This window comes from Methylotenera sp. (genome assembly GCF_029945535.1).
Lineage (GTDB): Bacteria > Pseudomonadota > Gammaproteobacteria > Burkholderiales > Methylophilaceae > Methylotenera.
Genome location: NZ_JAQSCU010000004.1, coordinates 25013 through 48109 on the forward strand (window position 1 = coordinate 25013; position 23097 = coordinate 48109).

Below are 23097 nucleotides of genomic sequence, written 5' to 3' on the forward strand. Positions count from 1 at the left end.
TGATGAGCGTTAAATAGTTGTTGTATGCGTAATAGCCGCTTTTTGAGGGGGTGTTTTTTTCATCAAAATAGGTTTATTGAGCGCAAGCACTATTTTATTGACCAAACTAGACTTTTTCTTAGGAAGTGGTTTAGATTCAAGCAAAGCCTTTTGCAGCGAAAACACACTTTGTGGGCGTTCAAGATAATCTAAACTCAAGCAGCTATCGATAATTTCAAGCAAGCTTTGCGAGTAGTTGTCTTTACCTAATTTGACTGCTGGAATAAGCAAATCATTTTTAATGCGCTGATTGGCAGCAGGTGGCGAAGTGCGCGTTAAGCATGAATACATGGTTGCGCCTATGCTGTAAATATCGCTCCAAGGCCCAAGTAATTTTCTGTCGTAATATTGCTCAGGCGAGGCAAAGCCGGGTGTGTAACTAGGTGAGAATTTTGCTAAATTCTCACTCAAAGCTTGTCTTGCCGAGCCAAAATCCAGTAGAACAGGCGAACCATCTAGCCGAATGTAAATGTTGGCGGGTTTAATATCTAAGTGCAAAAGTTTCTGTGTGTGCACTTCTCTTAAGCCATTGGAAAGCTCACCAAAAACGCGCCTGATAAACTGCTCAGAAACCAAACTTTGCTGACCTAATATATATTCTTGTAATGATTTTCCACGCTCGTACTGCATCACCATGTAAACGGTTTCATTAGCCCGAAAAAAGTTAAGCACTCGAACGATATTTTTGTGGTCAATTTTAGCGAGTGATAAGCCTTCATCAAAAAAGCATTTTAGGCCACGCCTAAATAAGGCTACATCGTCAGCATTTGGTTGAACTGTTGCGCTCTCTGTACGCAAAGCTATTGAGGTAGGCAAATACTCTTTAATGGCTACGGTATTTTTATCTTTATCTCGCGCCAAATAGACAAAGCTAAACCCACCAGAGCTCAAGACTTTTCTAATTTCGTAATCTTGTAACTGGTAACCAGTAGGTAACGCTAAATTATCGGCAGATGACACTATATATATTTTTCTATTTACTTGTTTTATTAAGGGTAAATTAACTCAAATAATGCATTCAGGCTTGGAATATGTCCAGCAATATAACGCGTAATTGATTGTACTTAAAGTTATTTGTGAAGTTATTTAGTGGTTTATTTTGGCATCTATTGGCTGGTATTTGATAACATGCTGTTAATTTATTAGTTTTAGCTAACGCAGCTTCAGGAATTTCCATTATGACTTTCAGTATGACGGGCTTTGCAGCCCTTGAGCAATCGATCAATTCACCTATAGATAATGCAACTTTAATACTAGAGTTGCGCGCGGTAAATAGCCGTTATTTAGATCTACACTTTAAGCTGGATGAAAATTTAAGAAGCTTCGAACCCGCTATTCGTGAGCTGATTAGTGCAAAACTCAGTCGCGGTAAAATTGAATGCAAAGTTAATTTAATTCAACGCACTCAAGCAGGACAGGCAACACAGTTGGATGATGCCTTAATGCAGCAATTGGCTGCGATGCAAATTAAAGCGCAGCAATATTTTCCGCAAAGCCGACCGCTCAGTGTTGCGGATATTTTGCGTTGGCCTGGCGTAGTGTTAAGCGATGCGTTGAGCCAAGACTCATTGTTGGAAGATGTGAAAAAGCTACTCCAAAAAGGCTTGCAAGATCTGAATGCATCGCGCGCGCGTGAGGGTGAGAAATTAAAAACGCTAGTGCTAGAACGGTTAAGCCAAATTGAAGCTTTAGTGATTAAAGTCAAGCCGTTATTACCTGCGCTCACCAAAGAGTATCAAGCAAAGCTCGAAAATAAACTGCAAGAAAACTTAAAAAGCATTGACCCAGAACGCGTTGCACAGGAGCTTGTGATGTTTGCGCAACGTATTGATGTCGATGAAGAGCTCACTAGATTAACTGCACATATTTCAGAAGTGAAACGTATTTTGAGTAGTGATGCACCCGCAGGAAAACGCCTAGACTTTTTGATGCAGGAACTTAATCGTGAAGCGAATACTTTGGGCTCAAAATCTGTTTCAGTGCAAACCACCCAAGTATCCATGGAGTTGAAAGTGCTTATCGAGCAAATGCGTGAGCAAATTCAAAATATTGAATAGGCAAAACACATGATTCAGCTAAATTTAGAATAAAATACGGGTATGACGACAGGCAATCTTTTTATTATCACTGCAGCTTCCGGCGCAGGCAAAACTAGCTTGATTAAAGCGTTGCTGGCTAAAGACGAGCATTTGAAACTTTCCATCTCTCACACCACGCGCAAGCCGCGGCTTAGTGAGGCGAATGGCGTGGATTATCACTTTGTGGATGACACGACATTTTTGCGTATGCTGGGCGAGGCGCAATTTTTAGAAAGTGCAGAAGTGCATGAGGCGCGTTATGGTACTTCGCAATCAGCCATTGAGGCGCCATTAGCAGCAGGCTTTGATATTATTTTAGAAATTGACTGGCAGGGCGCCGAGCAAGTACGTCGTTTGTATCCGCATGCCGTGAGTATTTTTGTGTTGCCACCCTCTATTGAAGCACTAGAGCGCAGGTTGAATGGCCGAGGCCAAGATAGCGCAGAAGTCATTGCTAAGCGAGTAGCTGCGGCGCGAACTGAAATGCGCCACGTGAGCGAGTTCGATTATGTTACAATCAATGATGATTTTGATGTGGCATTACAAGACATTACCGCAATCATTCGAGCACAACGGCTTGTAGGTTCAGTTCAACTACAACGTTATGCAGATTTAATTCAAACACTTACATAAATTTCTAGATTGAAGTGCATTAGACTCTTTCAATATAGAAGCTTTATTTCTCATTATTAATTAGGAAACACCATCATGGCACGTATTACAGTAGATGATTGCTTAGACCAAATTCCAAATCGTTTTCAATTGACATTAGTTGCTGCGTACCGCGCACGTCAATTACACAATGGCGCAGAGCCACTCATTAATACACAAGGTTTGCGTGACAAAACAACTGTATTAGCTTTGCGTGAAATCGCCGCTGGTAAAATTGGCGTAGAAATTCTAGCGCGTATCCATCCTTAATATCTGGCGTCATTTAGAATTTTATTACCTAATTTCTTAGAAAAAGCCTAGTGAAAGTGGTATGTCAAAAACCGCAACACATCAAAACGCGGAGTTATTCAAACCTAGTTCAGCACTAGCTTCAGCCCCCTTGCTGCCTGCGGACAGCGAGGATTCGGCGCTTAGTTTACGTCTTAAAGAATATTTAAAGCCACAAGATATTGCCCAAGTTTGGGAGGCGTATCGTTACGCCTATCAAGCGCATGAGGGCGTGGTGCGCAAAACGGGTGAGCCTTATATTACGCATCCCGTTTCTGTCGCATGTATTTTGGCTGATTTACACTTAGATGTACCAACACTACTCGCGGCTTTATTGCATGATGTAGTGGAAGATACTGACGTTTCCACACACGACATTAAAGAAAAATTTGGCCTGCAAGTGGCTGAATTGGTCGATGGCGTGACCAAGCTAGATAAAATTGAGTTTCAAAGCGCCAGTGTTGCGCAGGCAGAGAACTTCAGAAAAATGCTGCTCGCCATGTCGCAAGATGTGCGGGTGATTTTGGTGAAATTGGCAGATCGTTTGCACAATATGCAAACTTTGGAGGCCATGCGACCAGAAAAGCAAAAGCTCATTGCTAAAGAAACGTTAGAGATTTATGCGCCGATTGCCAATCGGCTCGGTTTAAATGATATCTACCAATCGCTTGAAGATTTAAGTTTTCAGTATCTTTACCCAATGCGGTTTCGAGCGATTTCAAAAGCCATTTTAGCTGCACGTGGTAACCGTAAAGAAGTCGTTAGCAAGATATTAGAATCCATTAAGCAGCAACTGATTACCTTGAATATTGACGCGGAAGTGTCTGGACGTGAAAAGCATCTTTACAGCATTTACAAGAAGATGTCGGGTAAAACCACAGCGTTCTCGCAAATTTACGACATTTATGGCTTTAGGGTCGTTGTTAAAGATTTATCGAGTTGTTATGTAGCACTAGGCGCTTTGCACGCTTTATATAAACCCATCCCAAGCAAATTCAAAGACTATATCGCCATTCCAAAAGCCAATGGTTATCAGTCGTTGCACACCACTTTGTTTGGCCCATTTGGAACGCCTATTGAGGTACAGATTCGCAGCACCGAGATGCACAACATTGCCGATGCCGGCGTGGCCGCACATTGGCTATATAAAGCCAGCGATGCGCAGTTAACCGCATTGCAGCAGCAAACCCATCAGTGGTTGCAGCGTTTATTAGAAATACAAAGTGAAAGTGTGGATTCACTCGATTTTCTTGAACATCTTAAAATTGATCTGTTTCCAGATGAAGTGTATGTATTTACGCCTAAAGGTAAGATTTTTGCTTTGCCTAAGGGTGCAACCGCAGTTGATTTTGCCTATGCCGTGCATTCAGATATTGGAAATAGTTGTGTGGCAGTACGTATCAATCAAGAATTGGCGCCACTGCGTACAGAGTTACATAATGGCGATCACGTAGAAATTATCACGGGCTCACTCGCAAAACCTAACCCTGCCTGGCTGAATTATGTAGTGACAGGTCGTGCGCGAGCGCATATCCGACATTTCTTAAAATCGCAACAATCGACTGAGTCAGCGCACCTTGGTGAACGTATGCTCAATCAAGCGTTACGCGCCTTACATGTTGAACCTAGCCAAGTCACTGAAGAGCATTGGCAAAAGCTGATACGCGATTATGGATTGAAAAAGAAGTCACAAATATTGACTGAAATTGGTTTGGGCAAACGCCAAAATGTCATGGTTGCGCACCAATTATTAGCCATGCTCGAGGTGCAAGAAGTGCCAGAAGAGGGCGCCATAGGTAAGTTCTTGGGTGGCAAGTTCTTCGACAAGATTTTTGGCAAAACAGTTAAGCCATTAGATACCATTACCATACGCGGTTCAGAAGGTATGGCTGTACAGTTTGCGCAATGTTGCAGGCCGATACCTGGTGACCCAATTCTAGGCTTTATTAATAAAGATAAAGGCTTAGTGGTACATACGCACGATTGCCCAGCGATACGTAAATTCCGTTTAGACCCAGACAAATGGCTAGATGTGGAATGGGAGCCAGAAAGTCAGCGTCTGTACAAAACTAACCTTAACCTCACCGTGGCCAATCAGCCCGGTATGTTAGCAAAAATCGCTTCAGGCATTGCCGATGCAGGCTCTAACATTGATAACGTGAGTGTTGAAGAAGAAGATGGCAGCGCTTATGCTAATCTTTACTTCACGGTGCAAGTGAAAGACCGCATCCATTTGGCTGAGCTCATGCGTAGCTTACGCAAAATACCTGATGTAGTGCGGATTAACCGAACTAAAGGTAATGCTGCTGGCAATGGTGCGAAAAAATCCTCTCAATAAACTCGGGTAAAAGATTCATTTCAGATGAATATTAACCTAAACACTTTACCCGAAGGCTTACCAATCCCTTTAGATGACGGTTTGGCGGCACATTTAGAAGGTTTGCAATTACCTGAAATATCATTAGCATCCACAAATGGTAGTGATGTTAATTTAAGCGCTATCCAAGGTCGGTTGGTAATTTATATTTACCCCTTAACTGGCCGCCCAGGCGCCGCATTGCCTGATGGATGGGATGAAATACCAGGGGCGAGGGGTTGTACGCCGCAGGCTTGCGATTTCAGTAATCATTATCTTGAGCTACAGCAGCTCAACGCGACAGTTTTTGGGCTTAGCTCGCAAACCACAGATTATCAGTTAGAGCTTAAAAAGCGTTTGCATTTACCCTTTGATTTGCTGAGTGATGATGCATTTCACTTAAAAAGTCATTTGAATTTGCCAGTATTTAAAGTGGGTGATTTATTGCTGTATAAGCGCTTAACCATGATTGTCGAAAATCGCATGATTAAAAAAGTCTTTTATCCAGTTTTCCCGCCCAATCAAAATGGTTTACAAGTAGTAGACTGGCTGAAAATTAATCAGCTGGTATGACAAATCTTTCTGAAATAAAAACCTTTAGCAAACCGCTAGTGGCCAATCTGAATAAGCTTGGCGTCAATACCATTCAAGCTTTATTGCTGCACCTACCTTTACGCTACATCGATGAAACGCATATGACTAGTGTGCGCGATTTACGAGTTGGCGAGCCATCACAGGTTGAAGGCGAGATTGTCCATGCGGAGGTCACTTACAAGCCGCGTAAAGCTTTAATCGCAAGGCTGGAAGATGCAAGCGGGCAACTCACTTTACGTTTTCTGCATTTTTATCCTAGCCAAATTTCCGCACTTAAAGTTGGTAATAAGCTGCGAGTGTATGGTGAGGTGCGCAGTGGTTTTTTCGGTTATGAGATGGTGCATCCTACATGTAAAGCTGTCGGCGAGAAAACTACGGTGGCTGACACATTAACGCCTGTTTACCCAACGGTGGCAGGGTTGACGCAAGTGAATTTGCGCAAAGCGATTGCGACGGCATTAAAGCAAAATGTGCTGAATGAAACCTTGCCAGTTAGTGTCTATCAGCAGTATCAATTTCCAAGTTTTTCTGCAAGTTTAAAAGCTTTGCACAATCCCTCACCAGATGCTGATTTACAAGGTTTGGAAGAAAAAACTACACCAGAATGGCAACGCCTCGCCTTTGATGAGTTGCTTGCACAGCAGCTTTCTATGCGTAAACACTATGCGCGCCGTCGTAGTGTGGATGCGCCACAGTTTAAGCAATCCAAACAGTTGGTTTCAGCTTTGCTTAAAAGCTTGCCGTTTGCCCTAACGCAAGCGCAGCAAAAAGTCGCGGTTGAGATTCAGAGCGATTTAACGCAACCGCACCCCATGCAACGCTTATTGCAGGGCGATGTGGGTAGCGGTAAAACCATAGTCGCGTGTATGGCGGCATTGCAGAGTATAGAAAGCGGTTGGCAAGTAGCGCTGATGGCGCCAACTGAGATTTTGGCAGAGCAACATTTTCGCAAAATGATAGGCTGGCTAACGCCTTTGAATATAAAAATTGCTTGGCTCACGGGCAGCCAGTCTAAAAAAGACCGTGAAGCTTCGATGCAAATAATCGCTGATGGTAGCGCGCAATTAGTCATTGGAACGCATGCGCTGTTTCAAGAAGCGGTGCAGTTTAAAAAATTGGGTTTAGCGATTATTGATGAACAGCATCGATTTGGCGTACATCAGCGTTTGGCTTTGCGGCAAAAAGGCCAGCCTGAGCCACACCAACTGATGATGACGGCCACGCCAATTCCGCGCACTTTATCCATGAGCTATTACGCCGATTTAGATGTTTCAGTGATTGATGAATTGCCGCCAGGGCGCACGCCGATTGTGACTAAGCTGGTGTCAGACGTGCGTCGTGATGAAATTCTGCAACGTGTGCGCGAAGCCTGTGCGCAAGGTAATCAAGCCTATTGGGTATGCCCGCTGATTGAAGAGTCTGAAGCTTTGCAGCTTGCTACAGCCAATGACACCTATGCATTAATGCAGAGCGAATTTCCGGAATTAAAAATTGGGCTAGTGCATGGCCGTATGAAACCAGCAGAAAAGCAAGCCGTAATGGCAGCTTTCAGCGCAGGTGAAACGCAATTGCTGGTGGCAACCACAGTGATTGAAGTCGGTGTAGACGTGCCCAATGCCAGTTTGATGGTCATAGAGCACGCCGAACGCATGGGTTTGAGTCAGTTGCATCAATTACGCGGCCGCGTCGGTCGTGGCGCCGCAAAAAGCACCTGTATCCTGCTTTATCAAAACAAGCTTTCCGAAACTGCCCGAGCAAGGTTAAAAGTGATTTATGAAAGCAATGATGGATTTGCTATCGCCCAAGCTGATCTCAATTTACGTGGACCAGGTGAATATTTAGGCACACGTCAAAGTGGCGTGCCTATGCTGAAAATCGCAGATTTAAATCGTGATGCAGATTTGTTAAACGTCGCTAAAACTATCGCAGATCGCTTAATTAAAGAGCATCCGTCTGCAGTAGAAAAGCATTTGGAAAGATGGATGGGACGAGCAGATGAACTGGTCAAGGTTTAATATCGATAATGTCTGCCCTAAGTGGCGCATGGATATTGGCTCGTAGACCATCCCATTTATGCGATAATTCCTTTCGTGAAAATTCAAAAAAATCTTTCTAGCACCCGCCAGCGCTGGCTTAATAGGCCTATACAAGCTTATAAGCTGCAACTCTGGCTAATTGATAATGGCTCTCTTACTGCGCGCCTACAGCAGCGTTTCAACAAATTTGCAGTGGAGGCTATCGAAGTAAAATACGCCAAGATAATTCAAGATGAAACTGCTTTATTGCGCCAACCAAATTACCAATATGCTTTAATACGCGAGGTTTTACTCATGGGTAATAATCAAGCTGTCGTGTTTGCGCACAGCGTATTACCTAGAGCTAGCCTGAGAGGCGCATGGAATGGGCTTGGTAGGTTAGGTAATAAGCCACTTGGCGCGACTTTATTTGCTAATCCTAAAGTTAAACGTACGGCTTTGAGCTATAAGAAACTCACGCCAAACCATGCGCTTTATCAACATACAACGCGACATTTAGCGCAAGAGCCTGATGTGAGGAAGCTAGGTTACTTGTGGGCGCGACGTTCCATTTTTAGCTTAAGTTGCGCTAATATTATGGTCACCGAGGTGTTTTTGCCGCAATTGCTCATTGAAGATTTAGACAAAAATTAAAATACCGGTCATGCTAAAGCGGAAGTGACTAGGGAAGAGTTGGGCTATCAAATTATGAATATACAAAATATCATCAAGAAACTAGACGCCTATGAACGCCTAATGCGTTTAGATAAGCCCATCGGTATTTTATTGCTGCTATGGCCAACGCTTTGGGCGTTGCTGATTGCAGGGCACGGCAAGCCAGACTGGATAGTTGTAATGATATTTGTGACGGGTACCGTGCTAATGCGCAGTGCAGGTTGTGTGATGAATGATATTGCCGATAGTGAATATGATGGCTTGGTCGAGCGGACGCGGCATCGACCTTTAGTGAATCACGAAGTGAGCAAAAAAGAAGCTTATCTTTTGGCTGCGTGCTTAAGTTTGGTTGCGTTTGGCTTGGTGTGTACGCTCAATACATTAACGATTAAATTATCTGTGTTAGCCTTATTCTTGGCTGCGAGTTACCCTTTTACCAAGCGATTTTTTGCGATTCCACAAGCTTATTTAGGCATTGCTTTTGGTGCAGGAATCCCAATGGCATTCGCAGCTATTTTGGGCTATGTGCCGCCAGTGGCGTGGCTGTTATTGTTAGCCAACGTATTTTGGGCGATTGCTTATGACACTGAATATGCCATGGTGGATAGGGAGGACGATTTAAAAATTGGCATTAAATCTTCTGCTATTACCTTTGGTAAGTTTGACGTAGTGATAGTGATGATTTGTTATGCACTCACGTTGCTTATACTTGTGATGTGTGGCATTTGGTTAATCATGGGATACGCCTACTATATTGGCTTAATAGCCGCGGCGGCAGTGGCTATTTACCATTATTATTTGATACGAGCGCGTGAAAAAACTAACTGCTTTAAAGCTTTTCTAAATAACAGTTGGTTTGGTTTTGCGGTGTTTGCTGGGTTGGGTGTGCAGTACTTAGTCAAATAATTACTGATTAGACTTAGGATCTATTTCAGGCTCAATAGCTGGCAAATCCCACTCAATCTCGTTTGATTCAGATTGATTTTTGGCAGAGCTGGTTTTGGTTTTGTTCTTGGTTTTTGGTTTATCTTCATTTGGAAACTCTAGAGAAAAATCTAGGTGACCGTTTGTATCTGTAGTCAGATTCTCGCTGTCACCTAATACAATCTCTTCATTCAGTATATTGGCTTTTAGCCCTGTCGCATACTCAACCTTTTCTGTAGGCAAGCTAAAGTTGATTTCTTCGGCTGCAAACAATGGGTCATCATCTTTAGCAATAACGACCTTCTCAGGCATTTCAAACGCTAATGCTTCATCTTTAGTGTTGAGCGCTGGCTGTATTTCATCATGCGGTATCATATTCACTTCGTATGATGTTTCATCACCAAATGAATTAAAGTTAGCTTTAGTGCCGATCTGGCTATTGCTAAATTCGGCTTCAGACTCAGCGCTGACGTCTGTAAGCGGCTCAATATCAGTAAACAATGCATCATTAAACTTAGTATTTTCAATATTAACGGCAGTTACGCTAGGCTGATTAGCTTTAATCGGGCTTTGTTGATATGCGCTAGATTGATTCGAATCAGGCTGGTCTGAGCTGGCCTTAAATATCGTAGGGTTGGCATACTCTAGATTTTTGGCGATATTTTTCAGGAAGAAAAGGTCATTAAATGCGCGTTGATCAAGGCCTTCTCTCGGCTGTGAACGTTTGTTGAAAATTAAGTCATTTAAAAAACCAACTGCATAAGGAGAGCCCCAAACGCCCTCTAAGCGTGTGACGATGTGTGGGTAGTCTTCTATCGATGCGCCATCTGTAGCTGGGTCAACACCAAATTTGGCGGCTTTAATATTAAAGTGTTTGTTACATTCAATGACCGCTGAGTCATATTCAGTTTCTGAACCTTCTTTAGACAATAAGCTTAGCAGTTTGAGCCAGATTGCAGGCGAGTCAGCCGGTGAGTCGCTCAAGTGGTTTTGCAACAGCTGAATAGCCAGCGCAGGCCGTCCATGCTCAATAAATACGTCGGCGTCTTCAATAATGCTGCCGTGCTCCTCTTTTTCTGCGATGCCCATTGCTTGAGCGTCAGCAGCATTAAGATGATGCATTGGAGTTTCGTTAAAGTTAGGTTCGTCAAAAGACGGAGCATTTGCATTAAGTGTGCTAAATACGCTTGCAGAATTAGCACTTAATTTGTTAGGTTTGCCATCAGTGTCATCGGGATTTTCATCGTCAAACCAAGTATCTTTAACGTGAATTTCTCGGTTAGCAAATTTGCGGCGTAGCCATTCAAATAAAGCAATAGCTACAAGAATGACAAGCGCTATTTTCAAGAATTTCAACCAATCAAAACGCTCGTTTTCCTCTTTAGCCATTTGAGCTTCTGTAACTAGTTGTGCATTGCGTGATTGCAAGCTGGCAATTTGTTTTTCTAAGTGAGCTAAACGATTGGACATTACGGTCACTTCATCCATCGTGTCTGTTGAAGTTTGCGCAAGTGCCACTTCATCTGGCCTAGCTACATCGATTTCAGTCGCTAATCTCAACGATAAGCCAGGTTTATCGCTACCCTCAGCCACGTTGGTATTGCCCGTAGAAATCACCAAAAATGGTTTATCGACCGATGGCTTATGTTCATTCACATCTACACTAACTTTACTTTCTGGACTCGAGCTAGACTGAGAGGCTGGGCTAGTGTTTTGTTTGCCGGTATAAGCCTCACTCAGTTTTTCATCAACTGAACTGATCTTTTTAGGTTTCTTTTTCTTAGGGAATTTTTTTACTACAGCTTGCTCTGGAATGGCTTCGTCAACTTGTTTTGCTGCTTCGGGTGATTTCTTGCTGCTGGTTTGCTGTGATTTGCGATTTTGCTTTTTTGTATCGCTAGCGTTTGGTTCGATATTAGTGCTGTCATCACTAGCGCTGGCTTTTTCAGTAGCCGAAATTGGTGCTGGATCGAGCAGTAACACGTATTCACGATTTACATTAGGCTCGCAATGAAATGAAACACGTAAATTGACAATCGGTTCTGTAATCACGTCATTAGTACTAATCGTCAGCTGGTAGTTGCCATTGACCACTTTCAGATTAACTGACGCTCGCTTGAAAGCCGGAGCATCGCCAACATCGGTTGCACTAAAGCAACTAGATTCAGGTGCAGCCTCAATGTCTGTCACATTAACTTTAGCTAAAAATCTTTCACCTAAATTAGATTTAAGTTCAGCATCACCCAAACCCAAGGCGAAACTCAGGTTTGCATAACAAAATAATGATAAAAGCGTGAAAAATCTCAATTTGTAAGTATGCTTCCAAAAATGTGTATTACTTTAGATTAAAGCTGAGTATAAAGAACGACTTTACCTATAAACTTAAATATTATTTTAATATCCTAGCATAAGTCACGTAAAACAATATAATAATGCTGGCTAAAACACCCAAAAGGGTTATACTTTTTTGAATGAAATTCACCGAATATGTTAGTGAGATTTTCCAGTGAAAAAGTAATAGCTCATTAATTTTGGCAAACTAGACTGCCTTTACGTTACAAATTTCGTTAAATCTAAAATATTTAATAAATTTCATTCATATACTGAACATATTGTTTGACAAAGCACTAGGCTTCAGCATAAAATCCGCCTCTTAATTTTTTTAGCTCATAGTATTGGTTACATGATGAAAACCTTTTCAGCAAAATCACATGAAGTGAAGCGTGACTGGTTTGTGGTAGATGCCACAGACTTAGTGCTAGGCCGTTTGGCTAGTGGCATTGCGCATCGTTTACGTGGTAAACATAAAACTATTTATACACCTCACGTTGATACAGGTGATTATATTGTCGTGATTAATGCCGACAAATTAAAAGTAACTGGTAATAAGGCTGATGGTAAGCTTTACCACAGTCACTCTGGTTACCCAGGTGGTATCAGTACAACAACATTCTCTAAAATGCAAGACAAGTTTCCAGGTCGCGCTTTAGAAAAAGCAGTAAAAGGTATGTTACCTAAAGGTCCTTTAGGTTATGCAATGATCAAAAAAATGAAAGTTTATGCTGGCGACAAGCATGAACATGCGGCGCAACAACCGCAAACATTGAAAATCTAAGGGTATATAAAGATGATCGGTAAATATAATTATGGTACAGGCCGCCGCAAGAGTTCAGTAGCGCGCGTGTTTTTAAAAACAGGTAAAGGTAACATCGTTGTTAACGATAAACCTGTTGATGAATATTTCTCACGTGTAACTGCACGTATGATTTTACGTCAACCACTTGAATTGACTAACAACTTAACTAGCTTTGATATCATGGTTAATGTTATCGGTGGTGGTGAATCCGGCCAAGCTGGTGCAGTGCGTCATGGTATTACACGTGCTTTGATTGACTTTGATGCTAATTTGAAAAGTGCATTGTCACACGCTGGTTTCGTAACACGCGATGCTCGTGAAGTAGAACGTAAAAAAGTTGGTTTCCGCAAAGCGCGTCGTCGTAAACAATTCTCTAAACGCTAAGCTTTTAATAAGTTTTGGGCGGTTGAGGTACGAAAAGGTCGCTATTGCGACCTTTTTTGTTTTGGTTTTTGCACATAGTTTTGTTATGCTAAGTTTATTATGATGCTCTAATGAGTGATAAAAATTGACGAATAAAAAATTAAAAGTTGGTATTGTTGGCGGCACTGGTTACACGGGCGTAGAGTTGTTGCGTCTGTTGAGTATTCATCCCGGTGTTGAGATAACAGCAATCACCTCGCGTGGTGACGCTGGCTTGCCTGTTGCTGACATGTTTCCTAGTTTGCGTGGTTATATAGATTTGAAATTCACAGACCCAGCACAATCAAACCTAACTGAATGCAATGTGGTATTCTTTGCAACTCCGCATGGTGTAGCGATGAGTCAAGCGCAAGAGTTGTTAGATGGGAATGTGAAGGTGGTTGATCTGGCTGCAGATTTCCGTCTGCAAGATACAGCCATTTTTGAAAAATGGTACAAAATGCCACATAGCTGCCCTAATATCCTTAAAAAAGCAGTGTACGGAATCCCTGAACTGTATCGTGAGCAGATTAAATCAGCAGAAGTGATAGGCAACCCTGGCTGTTATCCAACCACTGTATTATTAGGTTTGGCACCGCTGCTAGAGCAAGGCTTGATTGATTTTACTGCGCCGATTATCGCTGACTCGAAATCTGGTGTTTCTGGCGCTGGTAGAAAAGCTGAAGTGGCGACTCTGTTTGCTGAATCTAGTGACAATATGAAGGCTTATGGTGTGAGTGGGCATAGACATCACCCAGAAATTCACGCGCAGTTGATGCAATTGGCGGGTGAAAACGTGCAATTTATTTTTGTGCCGCATTTGATACCGATGATACGCGGTATGCTTTCTACTATTTACGTTAAACTGTCAGAAAAAGCAAAATCACTGGACCTGCAAGCGCTGTTTGAGCAACGTTATCTGCACGAGCGTTTTGTTGATGTATTACCAGTTGGCGTACTGCCAGAAACTCGTTCAGTGCGTGGTTCGAATCAAATTCGGATCGCGCTGCACAAGCAAGATGAAGCTGGTTATTTAACGCTCATTGTGGTGCAGGATAATTTAGTCAAGGGCGCTGCTGGTCAGGCTGTTCAGAATATGAACATTATGTTTGGTATTGCTGAAAATACGGGCTTAGAGGTTGTGCCACTTTTACCATAAGTGTCAGAATATTAACTAATGAAGCCAGTCAGAAGAAGAATTCGTCGCCACTTTGGTTTAACCGCCAAACAGGTGGCGGTGCGGTCGCAACGTCCTTGGTATTTCCAGTGGGTTGTGGCTACACTATTTGTGATGATAGGTTATTTAGCTGCATATTGGCAGTTTACTGGCGGTGAAAATTTAACTGTAAAATTAAATCAGGCTATACTTGAAAATCAAGCATTTCAGACCAAGATTATACAAGTGGAGCAACAAATTAAGATTGAACAAGCTTCACAAAAGAATCTTAATGAAGAGCTGAAGCTCGTGCATGATGAAAACATCAAGCTTAAGGAAGATTTGTTGTTCTACAAAAATATGTTGGGTAAAAAGTAAGCACCTAGTAAACTTGATATGAGTGGCATTAAGCTATTGAATTAAAATAGGAAATTAAATGTTTTTTAAAAAAAGCAATCGAATTCAAAATAGCATAGATACACTAATAGGTGCGGATACACGCATAGAAGGCGACATTCATTTTTCTGGTGGTTTGCGTGTTGATGGCACGATTCGCGGTAAGGTTAGTGAACCAATTGCGAGCCCTAGTACACTAATACTTAGTGAGCATGGCAGCATTGAAGGTGCGGTGAGCGCATCTAAAATTGTCATCAATGGCAAAGTGACAGGTCCAGTAAGAGCGGGCCAGTTTATAGAGCTGCAACCGAAAGCGCATATTACTGGCGACGTTTACTATAAATCCTTAGAAATGCATACAGGCGCGGTGATTGAAGGCAGGTTAGTGTATTTAGGTGAGAGTGCGCAAGAACAAGACAGCAGCGCGAATTGAGATTGATTTTAAATATTGATTGACCTTGCTACCACACAGTAGCACAATGATTTTATTAAGAAATTTAGGAGTACGTAATGAATACAGTAACTGATGTACAAAATTTAGATTTGGGCGAAATGCCAGCACCATTGGTGTTTACTGATAATGCGGCGAAAAAAGTGAAAGAGCTGATTGAAGAAGAAGGCTCTCCTGACCTTAAACTGCGCGTATTTGTGAGTGGTGGCGGCTGTTCAGGTTTTCAATACGGGTTTACTTTTGAAGAAGAAGTGAATGACGATGATACACAAGTGCAAAAAGACACGGTGACATTACTAATCGATCCGATGAGCTTGCAATACTTGATGGGTGCTGAAATTGATTATCAAGATAGCTTACAAGGTTCACAGTTTGTGATTCGTAACCCACAAGCGACGACGACTTGCGGTTGCGGTTCATCATTCTCAGTTTAATAATGAGTTGTACTCGTTAACAAAAAAGCCAAGCTGATGCTTGGCTTTTTTGTTGCCATAATAGACCTATTTAAAATAACAGCGGTGCAATAAAAGCAAAGAATCCGCCTACTAAAAATATCAACACCGAGAATACGTAGACTCTAAACGAAGTTTTACGTGTCGCTATACAAGTTGCTGCTAGTGCTGGGTCTGCTGGACAGGGTAAGCTCCTTGCTCGCCATTGCATGATGCCAGAAACTAGTAACATCAAAGTGGCAAAGGTAAATACACCTAGCTTATGTTCAGAAAACCAAACAAGCTGCGGCACATTTGATACCAAAGTTGACATCGCCGCGCCGACGCCTATGCCGACTAATAAAGCCGGCAGGGCGCAGCATATTAGAGTGCCTCCGCTGGTAAATAGTGATAATACAGATGCAGCTTTAGTTTGTTTGAGACTAGTCATTTCATCCGCGCTATATGCTGCCATTTACTTTGCCTCCTTTTCCGTAGCTTCGTAGCCAGCTTTAATATGTGCGATAGGGTGTTCAGTGATTTCAATAGATGTCACTTCGTAGCCTGCATCTTTAATTAAGTCTTTCACGGTGTCATTCGATAAAGTTTGACCTTCTTTAAGCTCAACGGCTACTACACGTTGTTTCAAGTTGACGTATACATCTTTAGTTTGTGAAAGTGCGCGCATTTTTTTCTCGATGCCCTGTGCGCAAAATGCACACACCATGCCGTTTACATTGGCTTTAATGGTTTGTGTAGCAAACGCCACATTGCTTAATAGTGTAGATAAAATGAGTGAAGTGAATAATAATTTTTTCATGATAAAAATCCTTAAATAATGGTTTTTAATGGTTTAAAAAATATACATAAAGTTAAATCGTGGTTCGCGCGAGTTATTTACGCCGGCCTCGACAAAGAAGTTTTTGTTAATGAAACGCAACATGGGTGTGATTTCAATTTTTTCAGATAAGCCGTTCATATTACGCGCTTCCAAAATGAACCACGGCTGGGTTTTATCGTACTCAGTCTCATAAAATGAAAAGCCAGTACGTACTGCGCTGTAATCATGGTTAATGTCAGATGCACGATAGAAGCGATGCGTTGCAGCAAAGTAAACGCGCGTGGTTTCATAATCAAACTGCACCCCAGGGGTTACCATTATTTTGTCAAAACTCTGGTCGTTGCCTGCTTGCTTGTCTTCGCCTTGTAGCATGCCTAGCCCACCCATAAACCATAAATTGGCTTGAGCGTGCGGCATATTCCAGCGATTGAGCAAGCGTGTGTAGGTCACCTCTTCTAAAGTGCGCGTTTTGGATTTGTCATCAGCGCGCATATAGGTCGCGCTCACACCAAATGCATCGCGTGGTGTAATGGCGTAGTTAATAAACGTTTCACGCCAGTTATTGTTGAAATCACCCATGGTCATGGCTGATCCACTAAATCCCATAGGCCCAGCAGTGGCATATTGATTGCTTAGTAATAATCCCAAGCAAGGTATTATTACGTTTAATGGTTTGATAAACATGGTTATCCTTTCTTAACTAGTAGCTAAAAAATCACGCCTATTTGAATGCTACAGGCGTGACAAGGCTTAGTCTAAGAAAGGCGTATGGGTGGGCGTTGCAGGTTGGGAAGTGTGATTGAAGCGTAAGGTTGGTAAGCTGAACTAAACGTTTGTGCTGAAGGTTCTAAAGCTTCAGATTTCAAATGACTAGGCAATGCCGCCATTGCACACATACTGGCGCAATGAGCGCAGTTGGCTTTGCAGACATCTTTATATTTTCTGCTATGACTAGCATCACTGTCATGTTTCTGGCTGATGCTATTTGAAACCATGCTATTCATATGCTCGTGGCATGGCATTATTTGCGATTTTTCGCTAACTTTACCCATATACATCATGCTGTTACAGATAAGCATGTTTGCCGCAGCGATGCTTTGCAACGGCATTAAAACCAATAGCAGGTAAATTGCAAAATTTGAAAAACGTTTTAACATGCAATTTAGGATAGTTGAAGTAAATTAAAAGTTCAATTTATTTTAGGCATGGCGATTGCCATGCCTAAGTGTGGCTTAGCGTTTGTCCATAGGCACTAAATCTCTACGTAAATTACCTTTGTAGAGTTGACGAGGTCTGCCGATTTTGTGCTCCTCATCTGAAATCATTTCAGACCATTGTGCAATCCAGCCTGCAGTTCTGGCAAGTGCAAAAATAGCAGTAAACATCGAGTTAGGAATGCCCATCGCGCGCATAACAATGCCGCTGTAGAAGTCTACATTTGGGTAAAGTTTGCGTGAAACGAAGTATTCGTCTTCCAGTGCAATTTTCTCAAGCTCCATGGCTAATTTAAACATAGGGTCGTCGTGTAGACCCAACTCGTCCAGTACTTCATGGCAGGTGGTGCGCATGATTTTTGCGCGTGGATCCATATTACGATAAACGCGATGCCCAAAGCCCATTAAGCGGAAGGTGTCAGTTTTGTCTTTGGCACGTTTAATAAACTCGCCTATACGTGATACATCACCAATTTCTTCTAACATTTTGAGTGTGGCTTCGTTAGCTCCACCATGCGCAGGACCCCATAGTGAGGCAATACCGGCAGAAATACAGGCGAATGGGTTGGCGCCACTAGAGCCAACTAACCTTACTGTTGAGGTCGATGCGTTTTGTTCATGATCAGCATGTAAAATCAAAATACGCTCGAAAGCTTTCGCTAGTACTGGGTTTGGCACATAGGTTTCGCATGGCGTGGCAAACATCATATGCATGAAGTTTTCAGCATAGTTAAGATGATTTTGCGGATACATAAATGGCTGACCCAAGTTGTATTTATAGCTCCAAGCCGCAATAGTGGGCACTTTAGCCAACAAGCGATGCGCAGAAATCTCACGATGTTTTGCGTCACGAATATCCATCGCATCAAAATAGAATGCCGAGAGTGAGCCTACAACACCAACCATGACCGCCATTGGGTGAGCGTCACGTCTGAACCCGCGGAAGATATTACTTAACTGATCATGCAGCATAGTGCTACCACTGATTGTGTCGGTAAACTCTTTTGTTTGCGTTGCATTTGGCAACTCGCCATGCAGCAACAGGTATGAAACTTCCATGAAATTACAGTGTTCGGCTAATTGCTCAATTGGATAGCCGCGATAGTAAAGTAGACCTTCTTCACCATCAATAAACGTAATATTAGAGTTACAGGCGGCGGTAGACAAAAAGCCAGGGTCGTAAGTGAATACGCCGTGTTTGCCTAGGCTGCGAATGTCAATGACATCGTTGCCAAGGGTGCTAGTCAGAATCGGCAGTTCTATAGGGGTTGCACCGTTATCAAACGTAAGGGTGGCTTTTGTTGCTTTGGTCATGTTGGCGCGCCTTGTAGGTTAGTCTAGAGTTAAATTAATTATACTTTATAGATATGCATAATTGCTTAATCAAACGTAGCTAAATCACAAGAAGATGAGCTGAAGTTAAATCTTAGTCGCTAACGTCAGCGTTGATAGATAGCACCCAAGATCCGCGCGCCTTTCGCGCCAGTGACTTCTGGTAAGCTGGCTGTTTGTTGTTTCAGGCATAGTTCAGCCAACCATGCGAAGGCGATTGCCTCTACCCAATCCACGCCGATGCCAAGTTGGTCGGTAGTTTCAATTTTTACATCGCCCAATAGGCTTTGTAATTGCTTTATCAGCAAGGCATTATGTGCGCCGCCGCCGCATAGATAGACTTCATCAACGCCTCTACAATGTTGTAGAAGTGCGTTATGAATAGAGTGTGCGGTGAGTGAAACTAAAGTAAACGCAACATCTTCAGGCGCGTAATCGCGACCCGCCAAGTGCTCTGCCAGCCATGCATCATTAAATAAGTCACGCCCAGTACTTTTAGGTGGCATTAAGGCAAAGTAGGGTTCTGCGAGCATGGCTAATAATAATGGCGGAATGAGTTGCCCAGTGCTAGCCCATGCGCCATTGGCATCATAGTTTAAGTTTTTATGTTGTTTAATCCATGCATCAAGCAGCATATTGCCTGGACCAGAATCAAAGCCGATTAAATCGCTGCTGCTGGCAAGGTAGGTGATGTTGGCAATACCACCGATATTGATAACCGCGCGATTGAGTTGAGGGTGTGAAAATATTGCTTGATGAAAGGCTGGTACTAGAGGCGCACCTTGGCCGCCAGCCGCAATGTCTCGGCTTCTAAAGTCACTTATTACAGTAATACCTGTGAGTTCCGCTAGTAGTGCAGGATTGCCAATTTGTAAGGTAAAACCAAGCTCTGGCCTATGCCGTATGGTTTGACCATGACAGCCAATTGCGGAAATTTCATTTGGGGATAATGTTGTGATGGCTAGCAATTGATTAACCGCATCTGCGTATAGCCTAGCCAATGTATTAGCCATTAGCGCCGTAGTTTCTAGCTCGTTTTCGGTTGGGTGTTGTAGTGCTAAAATTTGTGTGCGAAGTTCAGGCGGGTACGCTAAGAAGTGTGTTTGCAGCACATTGGGCTTGTGTGTACTTTGAAATTCGACTAGTGCAGCATCTACTCCATCAAGGCTGGTGCCAGACATCAGCCCAATGAAAAGTGCGCCAGCCATGATATTTAGAGTGAGTTGCTAAAGCTTGGTTATTCTAATGCGGCAATATTGCTGTTTCCAAGCAAATCTATTTGCGCAGTTAATTCACGGCTAATTGCGTCAAATGCCACTTTGTTCTGACCAGTAATCGGGTCAGCTTTAGGTAAAGCCACTGTCATAGGGTCTCTATGTTCACCATTCACCATAAACTCATAATGTAAATGCGGACCTGTGGCTAAGCCTGTCATACCTACAAACCCAATGACATCACCTTGCGCAACTTTTTCGCCTCTATGCAAGCCATCTGCAAAGCGTGATAAATGACCGTACACCGTACTGACGCCATTTTCATGCTTGAGAACAATCACATTGCCATAGCCACCTTTTAGACCAACAAAATCAACAACGGCATCGCCAGAGGCTTTAACACGTGTGCCTGTAGGCGCAGCTAAATCAACGCCTTGATGCGCTTTAATGCGTTGCAAAATCGGGTGAAAGCGGCCAGTACTGAAGCTAGAGCTGACACGTGTAAATTCTAAAGGTGAGCGTAAAAATGATTTATGCAGGCTTTTGCCATCGGGTGTGTAGTATTGCATTTCACCTGTCGCATCGCGATAACCAATGGCTTGGTAAGTCTTGCCATTGTTCACAAATTCAGCAGCTAGCACATCACCTGTTTTTACCAGTTCACCTTCATCGTAGCTACCTTCGTAAATCACGTTGAAGTGGTCGCCACGACGTAAATCTGTATTAAAGTCAATTTGGCTTTCAAACATTTCAGCAACCTGTATGGCAACGTCATCAGGGATGTTGGCGTCATCAGTCGCGCCAAACAAAGAACTTTTGATTTTTGCTGATTTTAAAATCGGGCGAATTTCTAACTTGTGGGTGACTTTACTGGCGGTATAGCCAGAAGGTGTTTGGTTAACATTAATAAATTGGTCAGTATCTAATTGATACTCTAGTGAAATTAAATTGCCGTCACCATCCGTTTGCGCTTCCATGTTATGGCTAGGTTTTAATGCGGAAGTAATCTCGCTAGCAACGGCATCGCTACGTATAAAGTTAATCGCATCACGGTTATGAACGTTTAAGCGAGACAATACATTGTTCAACGTATCATCCCGGCGCACATGATCTTTGTACCAAAAATGTTGTTCAGCAGCATTTGTTTGAGTATTCGCCGTGCTAGGTAACGCAATCTCTTCAACCACGGCAGCCGTCGCAATAGTGCCTGTCAATGTCTGTGGTGCAATACCAAAAGCAGCGTAAATGCCAAATAAAGGTAGGCAAGAAATAGCTAAAATCCAGCGCAATTTAAGCTTGCGCTCAGCTTTATCGGCGATTTGCGCTAAAATAGCGCTTTGCTCATAAGCTGGTATTAAATTCTGTTTAGTTGAATGATCAAATTCAGCTTGATGTTGATTAGGCTCGTTAATATCCACGGGCTGACCTCTAAAAGAGTTGATACGGTTTTGGATAATAACAGAAAACTCAATTAGAACAAGTAAATGAACTGTAAATGTTAATCGCTTACAGTAAAGATTAAGGATGTAAATTAAGTGAATATTGACGACCTAAGTACCGATATCAAGCAGCAGCTTGCAGTCATTAAGCGTGGCGCGGATGAGCTTTTAATTGAAGCTGAGCTTATCGAGAAGTTAAAAAAAGGCCAGCCGCTAAGAATTAAAGCTGGTTTTGATCCTACCGCACCTGATTTGCATTTGGGGCATACCGTGCTTATCAATAAGCTACGTCAATTTCAAGAGCTTGGTCATCAAGTCTTATTCTTAATTGGTGACTTTACTGGCATGATAGGTGACCCGACTGGTAAAAGTACTACCCGCCCACCGCTAACCGCAGAACAAGTGCAAGAGAATGCCAAGTCATACACAGCGCAGGTATTTAAAATTCTTAAACCAGAGCAAACAGAAGTGGTTTTTAATTCTAAATGGCTCACTGAATTAGGCGCAGCGGGTATGTTGAAGCTTGCGGCTAGCCACACCGTGGCGCGTATGTTGGAGCGCGATGACTTTACTAAAAGATATAAAGCTAATCAGCCAATCGCGATCCATGAGTTTTTATATCCTTTACTGCAAGGCTACGACTCTGTTGCATTAAAAGCTGATGTTGAATTGGGCGGAACAGACCAAAAATTCAATCTCTTAATGGGGCGTGAGCTACAAAAGCAAGCCGGCATGTCGCAACAGTGCGTGCTCACCATGCCGTTGCTAGAAGGTTTGGATGGTGTGAATAAAATGTCCAAGTCGCTTGGTAACTATATAGGTATCGCCGAAGCGCCTGAAGTCATCTTCGCAAAAATCATGTCTATTTCAGATGACTTGATGTGGCGTTATATAGAGTTACTCTCGTTTGAGAGCTTAGAAACCATTGCAAAATGGAAAGCACAAGTTGGAGCAGGTGATAATCCACGCAATATTAAAGTAGGTTTCGCGCAAGAAATCGTTACACGCTTCCATAGTCAAGCTGATGCAGAAAAAGCCTTGGCTGACTTTCAAACGCGAGCAAAAGGCGGTATTCCTGATGATGTGCCAGAAGTTAGTATTAATATAGAAGGCGAAAATATTGGCATTGCGCAATTACTCAAGCTTGCAGGCTTGGTAGAAAGCACTTCAGAAGCCTATCGTGCCATAGAGCAAGGTGGCGTTAAATTGGATAGTGATAAAGTGACAGATAGAAACTTACAGTTGCCGAAAGGTATGAAAATAGTAGCGCAAGTCGGTAAGCGAAAATTTGCAAATGTAACAATTGTGTAACGGCGAAGGTTTGTGCTTGACCATTTGGTGAACCCCTGTAGAATGCGCACCTCGCTGACAGAACAACGCAGTGAGTAGTAGTAAGAAGTACCAAATATCGTGTGTATTAATACCGTTAATAATAAATGTGAAATGTTTCAAATTTATGATTGAC

General features: G+C 42.6%; 24 protein-coding genes. 15 read left to right on the top strand and 9 right to left on the bottom strand.

Annotated elements, in window-relative coordinates; translation table 11 throughout:
• Window positions 1-9: 9 nt before the first annotated feature.
• On the bottom strand, window positions 10-999 hold the full coding sequence (locus PSU72_RS00800) for a serine/threonine-protein kinase (protein WP_300429677.1): 990 nt from the start codon (window positions 997-999) through the stop codon (window positions 10-12).
• 218 nt (window positions 1000-1217) lie between these two features.
• Here PSU72_RS00800 and PSU72_RS00805 point away from each other — a divergent pair, with 218 nt between their 5' ends.
• From PSU72_RS00805 to ubiA, 8 genes are all read left to right on the top strand, one after another.
• A complete protein-coding gene (locus PSU72_RS00805; RefSeq protein WP_300429680.1) occupies window positions 1218-2096 on the top strand; it encodes a YicC/YloC family endoribonuclease in 879 nt (292 codons plus the stop codon).
• A 42-nt stretch (window positions 2097-2138) separates the two neighbouring features.
• The gene (gene gmk / locus PSU72_RS00810) at window positions 2139-2750 is read left to right on the top strand and encodes a guanylate kinase (protein ID WP_300429683.1); all 612 of its coding nucleotides are present in this window, start codon (window positions 2139-2141) and stop codon (window positions 2748-2750) included.
• A 75-nt stretch (window positions 2751-2825) separates the two neighbouring features.
• Window positions 2826-3038 (top strand): DNA-directed RNA polymerase subunit omega, encoded by a 213-nt coding sequence (gene rpoZ / locus PSU72_RS00815; RefSeq protein WP_013146791.1) that lies wholly within the window; start codon window positions 2826-2828, stop codon window positions 3036-3038.
• Window positions 3039-3099: 61 nt separating this feature from the next.
• Window positions 3100-5394, top strand: coding sequence for a bifunctional (p)ppGpp synthetase/guanosine-3',5'-bis(diphosphate) 3'-pyrophosphohydrolase (locus tag PSU72_RS00820; protein WP_300429686.1), 2295 nt, complete (start codon window positions 3100-3102; stop codon window positions 5392-5394).
• 24 nt (window positions 5395-5418) lie between these two features.
• A complete protein-coding gene (locus PSU72_RS00825) occupies window positions 5419-5985 on the top strand; it encodes a peroxiredoxin (RefSeq protein ID WP_300429688.1) in 567 nt (188 codons plus the stop codon).
• The gene (gene recG, locus PSU72_RS00830) at window positions 5982-8021 is read left to right on the top strand and encodes an ATP-dependent DNA helicase RecG (protein ID WP_300429690.1); all 2040 of its coding nucleotides are present in this window, start codon (window positions 5982-5984) and stop codon (window positions 8019-8021) included. Before PSU72_RS00825 ends, recG begins: the two co-directional genes overlap by 4 nt.
• Window positions 8022-8096: 75 nt before the next feature.
• A complete protein-coding gene (locus tag PSU72_RS00835) occupies window positions 8097-8675 on the top strand; it encodes a chorismate lyase (protein WP_300429692.1) in 579 nt (192 codons plus the stop codon).
• 54 nt (window positions 8676-8729) lie between these two features.
• The gene (ubiA, locus tag PSU72_RS00840; protein WP_300429694.1) at window positions 8730-9602 is read left to right on the top strand and encodes a 4-hydroxybenzoate octaprenyltransferase; all 873 of its coding nucleotides are present in this window, start codon (window positions 8730-8732) and stop codon (window positions 9600-9602) included.
• On the opposite strand, the gene PSU72_RS00845 is transcribed toward ubiA, so the two are convergent.
• Window positions 9603-11927, bottom strand: a complete 2325-nt coding sequence (locus tag PSU72_RS00845) for a hypothetical protein (protein ID WP_300429696.1) — start codon at window positions 11925-11927, stop codon at window positions 9603-9605. It abuts the gene before it with no gap.
• Window positions 11928-12306: 379 nt separating this feature from the next.
• Between PSU72_RS00845 and rplM the strand changes: the two genes are divergently transcribed.
• The 6 genes from rplM to erpA all read left to right on the top strand — a co-directional run bounded on the left by rplM (window position 12307) and on the right by erpA (window position 15595).
• A complete protein-coding gene (gene rplM, locus PSU72_RS00850) occupies window positions 12307-12735 on the top strand; it encodes a 50S ribosomal protein L13 (RefSeq protein ID WP_041359574.1) in 429 nt (142 codons plus the stop codon).
• Between the two features lie 12 nt (window positions 12736-12747).
• Complete coding sequence (rpsI, locus tag PSU72_RS00855) at window positions 12748-13140, top strand: 30S ribosomal protein S9 (protein WP_013146798.1); 393 nt, start codon at window positions 12748-12750, stop codon at window positions 13138-13140.
• Between the two features lie 124 nt (window positions 13141-13264).
• On the top strand, window positions 13265-14317 hold the full coding sequence (gene argC, locus PSU72_RS00860; protein WP_300429700.1) for an N-acetyl-gamma-glutamyl-phosphate reductase: 1053 nt from the start codon (window positions 13265-13267) through the stop codon (window positions 14315-14317).
• An 18-nt stretch (window positions 14318-14335) separates the two neighbouring features.
• Window positions 14336-14692, top strand: a complete 357-nt coding sequence (locus PSU72_RS00865; RefSeq protein WP_300429702.1) for a hypothetical protein — start codon at window positions 14336-14338, stop codon at window positions 14690-14692.
• Window positions 14693-14750: 58 nt separating this feature from the next.
• The gene (locus PSU72_RS00870; protein ID WP_300429705.1) at window positions 14751-15143 is read left to right on the top strand and encodes a polymer-forming cytoskeletal protein; all 393 of its coding nucleotides are present in this window, start codon (window positions 14751-14753) and stop codon (window positions 15141-15143) included.
• A 77-nt stretch (window positions 15144-15220) separates the two neighbouring features.
• The gene (gene erpA / locus PSU72_RS00875; RefSeq protein WP_013146802.1) at window positions 15221-15595 is read left to right on the top strand and encodes an iron-sulfur cluster insertion protein ErpA; all 375 of its coding nucleotides are present in this window, start codon (window positions 15221-15223) and stop codon (window positions 15593-15595) included.
• Between the two features lie 70 nt (window positions 15596-15665).
• Here erpA and PSU72_RS00880 read toward each other — a convergent pair whose 3' ends face one another.
• The 7 genes from PSU72_RS00880 to PSU72_RS00910 all read right to left on the bottom strand — a co-directional run bounded on the left by PSU72_RS00880 (window position 15666) and on the right by PSU72_RS00910 (window position 21611).
• Complete coding sequence (locus tag PSU72_RS00880; protein ID WP_300429708.1) at window positions 15666-16067, bottom strand: hypothetical protein; 402 nt, start codon at window positions 16065-16067, stop codon at window positions 15666-15668.
• Window positions 16068-16412 (bottom strand): heavy metal-associated domain-containing protein, encoded by a 345-nt coding sequence (locus PSU72_RS00885; RefSeq protein ID WP_300429710.1) that lies wholly within the window; start codon window positions 16410-16412, stop codon window positions 16068-16070.
• 33 nt (window positions 16413-16445) lie between these two features.
• Window positions 16446-17117 carry a hypothetical protein gene (locus tag PSU72_RS00890; protein ID WP_300429713.1) on the bottom strand — a complete coding sequence of 224 codons (672 nt, stop codon included), beginning with the start codon at window positions 17115-17117 and terminating at the stop codon, window positions 16446-16448.
• A gap of 71 nt (window positions 17118-17188) precedes the next feature.
• A complete protein-coding gene (locus PSU72_RS00895) occupies window positions 17189-17542 on the bottom strand; it encodes a hypothetical protein (protein ID WP_300429715.1) in 354 nt (117 codons plus the stop codon).
• Between the two features lie 123 nt (window positions 17543-17665).
• The gene (gene gltA / locus PSU72_RS00900) at window positions 17666-18961 is read right to left on the bottom strand and encodes a citrate synthase (RefSeq protein WP_300429717.1); all 1296 of its coding nucleotides are present in this window, start codon (window positions 18959-18961) and stop codon (window positions 17666-17668) included.
• A 125-nt stretch (window positions 18962-19086) separates the two neighbouring features.
• On the bottom strand, window positions 19087-20187 hold the full coding sequence (locus tag PSU72_RS00905) for an anhydro-N-acetylmuramic acid kinase (RefSeq protein WP_300429718.1): 1101 nt from the start codon (window positions 20185-20187) through the stop codon (window positions 19087-19089).
• Window positions 20188-20216: 29 nt separating this feature from the next.
• Window positions 20217-21611 (bottom strand): M23 family metallopeptidase, encoded by a 1395-nt coding sequence (locus tag PSU72_RS00910; RefSeq protein ID WP_300429721.1) that lies wholly within the window; start codon window positions 21609-21611, stop codon window positions 20217-20219.
• 117 nt (window positions 21612-21728) lie between these two features.
• Here PSU72_RS00910 and tyrS point away from each other — a divergent pair, with 117 nt between their 5' ends.
• Window positions 21729-22943: a tyrosine--tRNA ligase gene (gene tyrS, locus PSU72_RS00915; protein ID WP_300429724.1), complete on the top strand. Its 1215-nt coding sequence runs from the start codon at window positions 21729-21731 to the stop codon at window positions 22941-22943.
• Window positions 22944-23097: the final 154 nt, after the last annotated feature.

Coding starts and splice junctions, on each gene's coding strand:
- gltA (WP_300429717.1), bottom strand. CDS start 18,961: ATGACCAAAGCAACAAAAGCCACCCTTACGTTTGATAACGGTGCAACC.
- rpoZ (WP_013146791.1), top strand. CDS start 2,826: ATGGCACGTATTACAGTAGATGATTGCTTAGACCAAATTCCAAATCGT.
- PSU72_RS00870 (WP_300429705.1), top strand. CDS start 14,751: ATGTTTTTTAAAAAAAGCAATCGAATTCAAAATAGCATAGATACACTA.
- PSU72_RS00885 (WP_300429710.1), bottom strand. CDS start 16,412: ATGAAAAAATTATTATTCACTTCACTCATTTTATCTACACTATTAAGC.
- rpsI (WP_013146798.1), top strand. CDS start 12,748: ATGATCGGTAAATATAATTATGGTACAGGCCGCCGCAAGAGTTCAGTA.
- recG (WP_300429690.1), top strand. CDS start 5,982: ATGACAAATCTTTCTGAAATAAAAACCTTTAGCAAACCGCTAGTGGCC.
- PSU72_RS00825 (WP_300429688.1), top strand. CDS start 5,419: ATGAATATTAACCTAAACACTTTACCCGAAGGCTTACCAATCCCTTTA.
- erpA (WP_013146802.1), top strand. CDS start 15,221: ATGAATACAGTAACTGATGTACAAAATTTAGATTTGGGCGAAATGCCA.
- PSU72_RS00905 (WP_300429718.1), bottom strand. CDS start 20,187: ATGGCTGGCGCACTTTTCATTGGGCTGATGTCTGGCACCAGCCTTGAT.
- rplM (WP_041359574.1), top strand. CDS start 12,307: ATGAAAACCTTTTCAGCAAAATCACATGAAGTGAAGCGTGACTGGTTT.
- PSU72_RS00820 (WP_300429686.1), top strand. CDS start 3,100: ATGTCAAAAACCGCAACACATCAAAACGCGGAGTTATTCAAACCTAGT.
- ubiA (WP_300429694.1), top strand. CDS start 8,730: ATGAATATACAAAATATCATCAAGAAACTAGACGCCTATGAACGCCTA.
- PSU72_RS00805 (WP_300429680.1), top strand. CDS start 1,218: ATGACTTTCAGTATGACGGGCTTTGCAGCCCTTGAGCAATCGATCAAT.
- PSU72_RS00865 (WP_300429702.1), top strand. CDS start 14,336: ATGAAGCCAGTCAGAAGAAGAATTCGTCGCCACTTTGGTTTAACCGCC.
- PSU72_RS00880 (WP_300429708.1), bottom strand. CDS start 16,067: ATGGCAGCATATAGCGCGGATGAAATGACTAGTCTCAAACAAACTAAA.
- PSU72_RS00890 (WP_300429713.1), bottom strand. CDS start 17,117: ATGTTTATCAAACCATTAAACGTAATAATACCTTGCTTGGGATTATTA.
- PSU72_RS00895 (WP_300429715.1), bottom strand. CDS start 17,542: ATGCCGTTGCAAAGCATCGCTGCGGCAAACATGCTTATCTGTAACAGC.
- gmk (WP_300429683.1), top strand. CDS start 2,139: ATGACGACAGGCAATCTTTTTATTATCACTGCAGCTTCCGGCGCAGGC.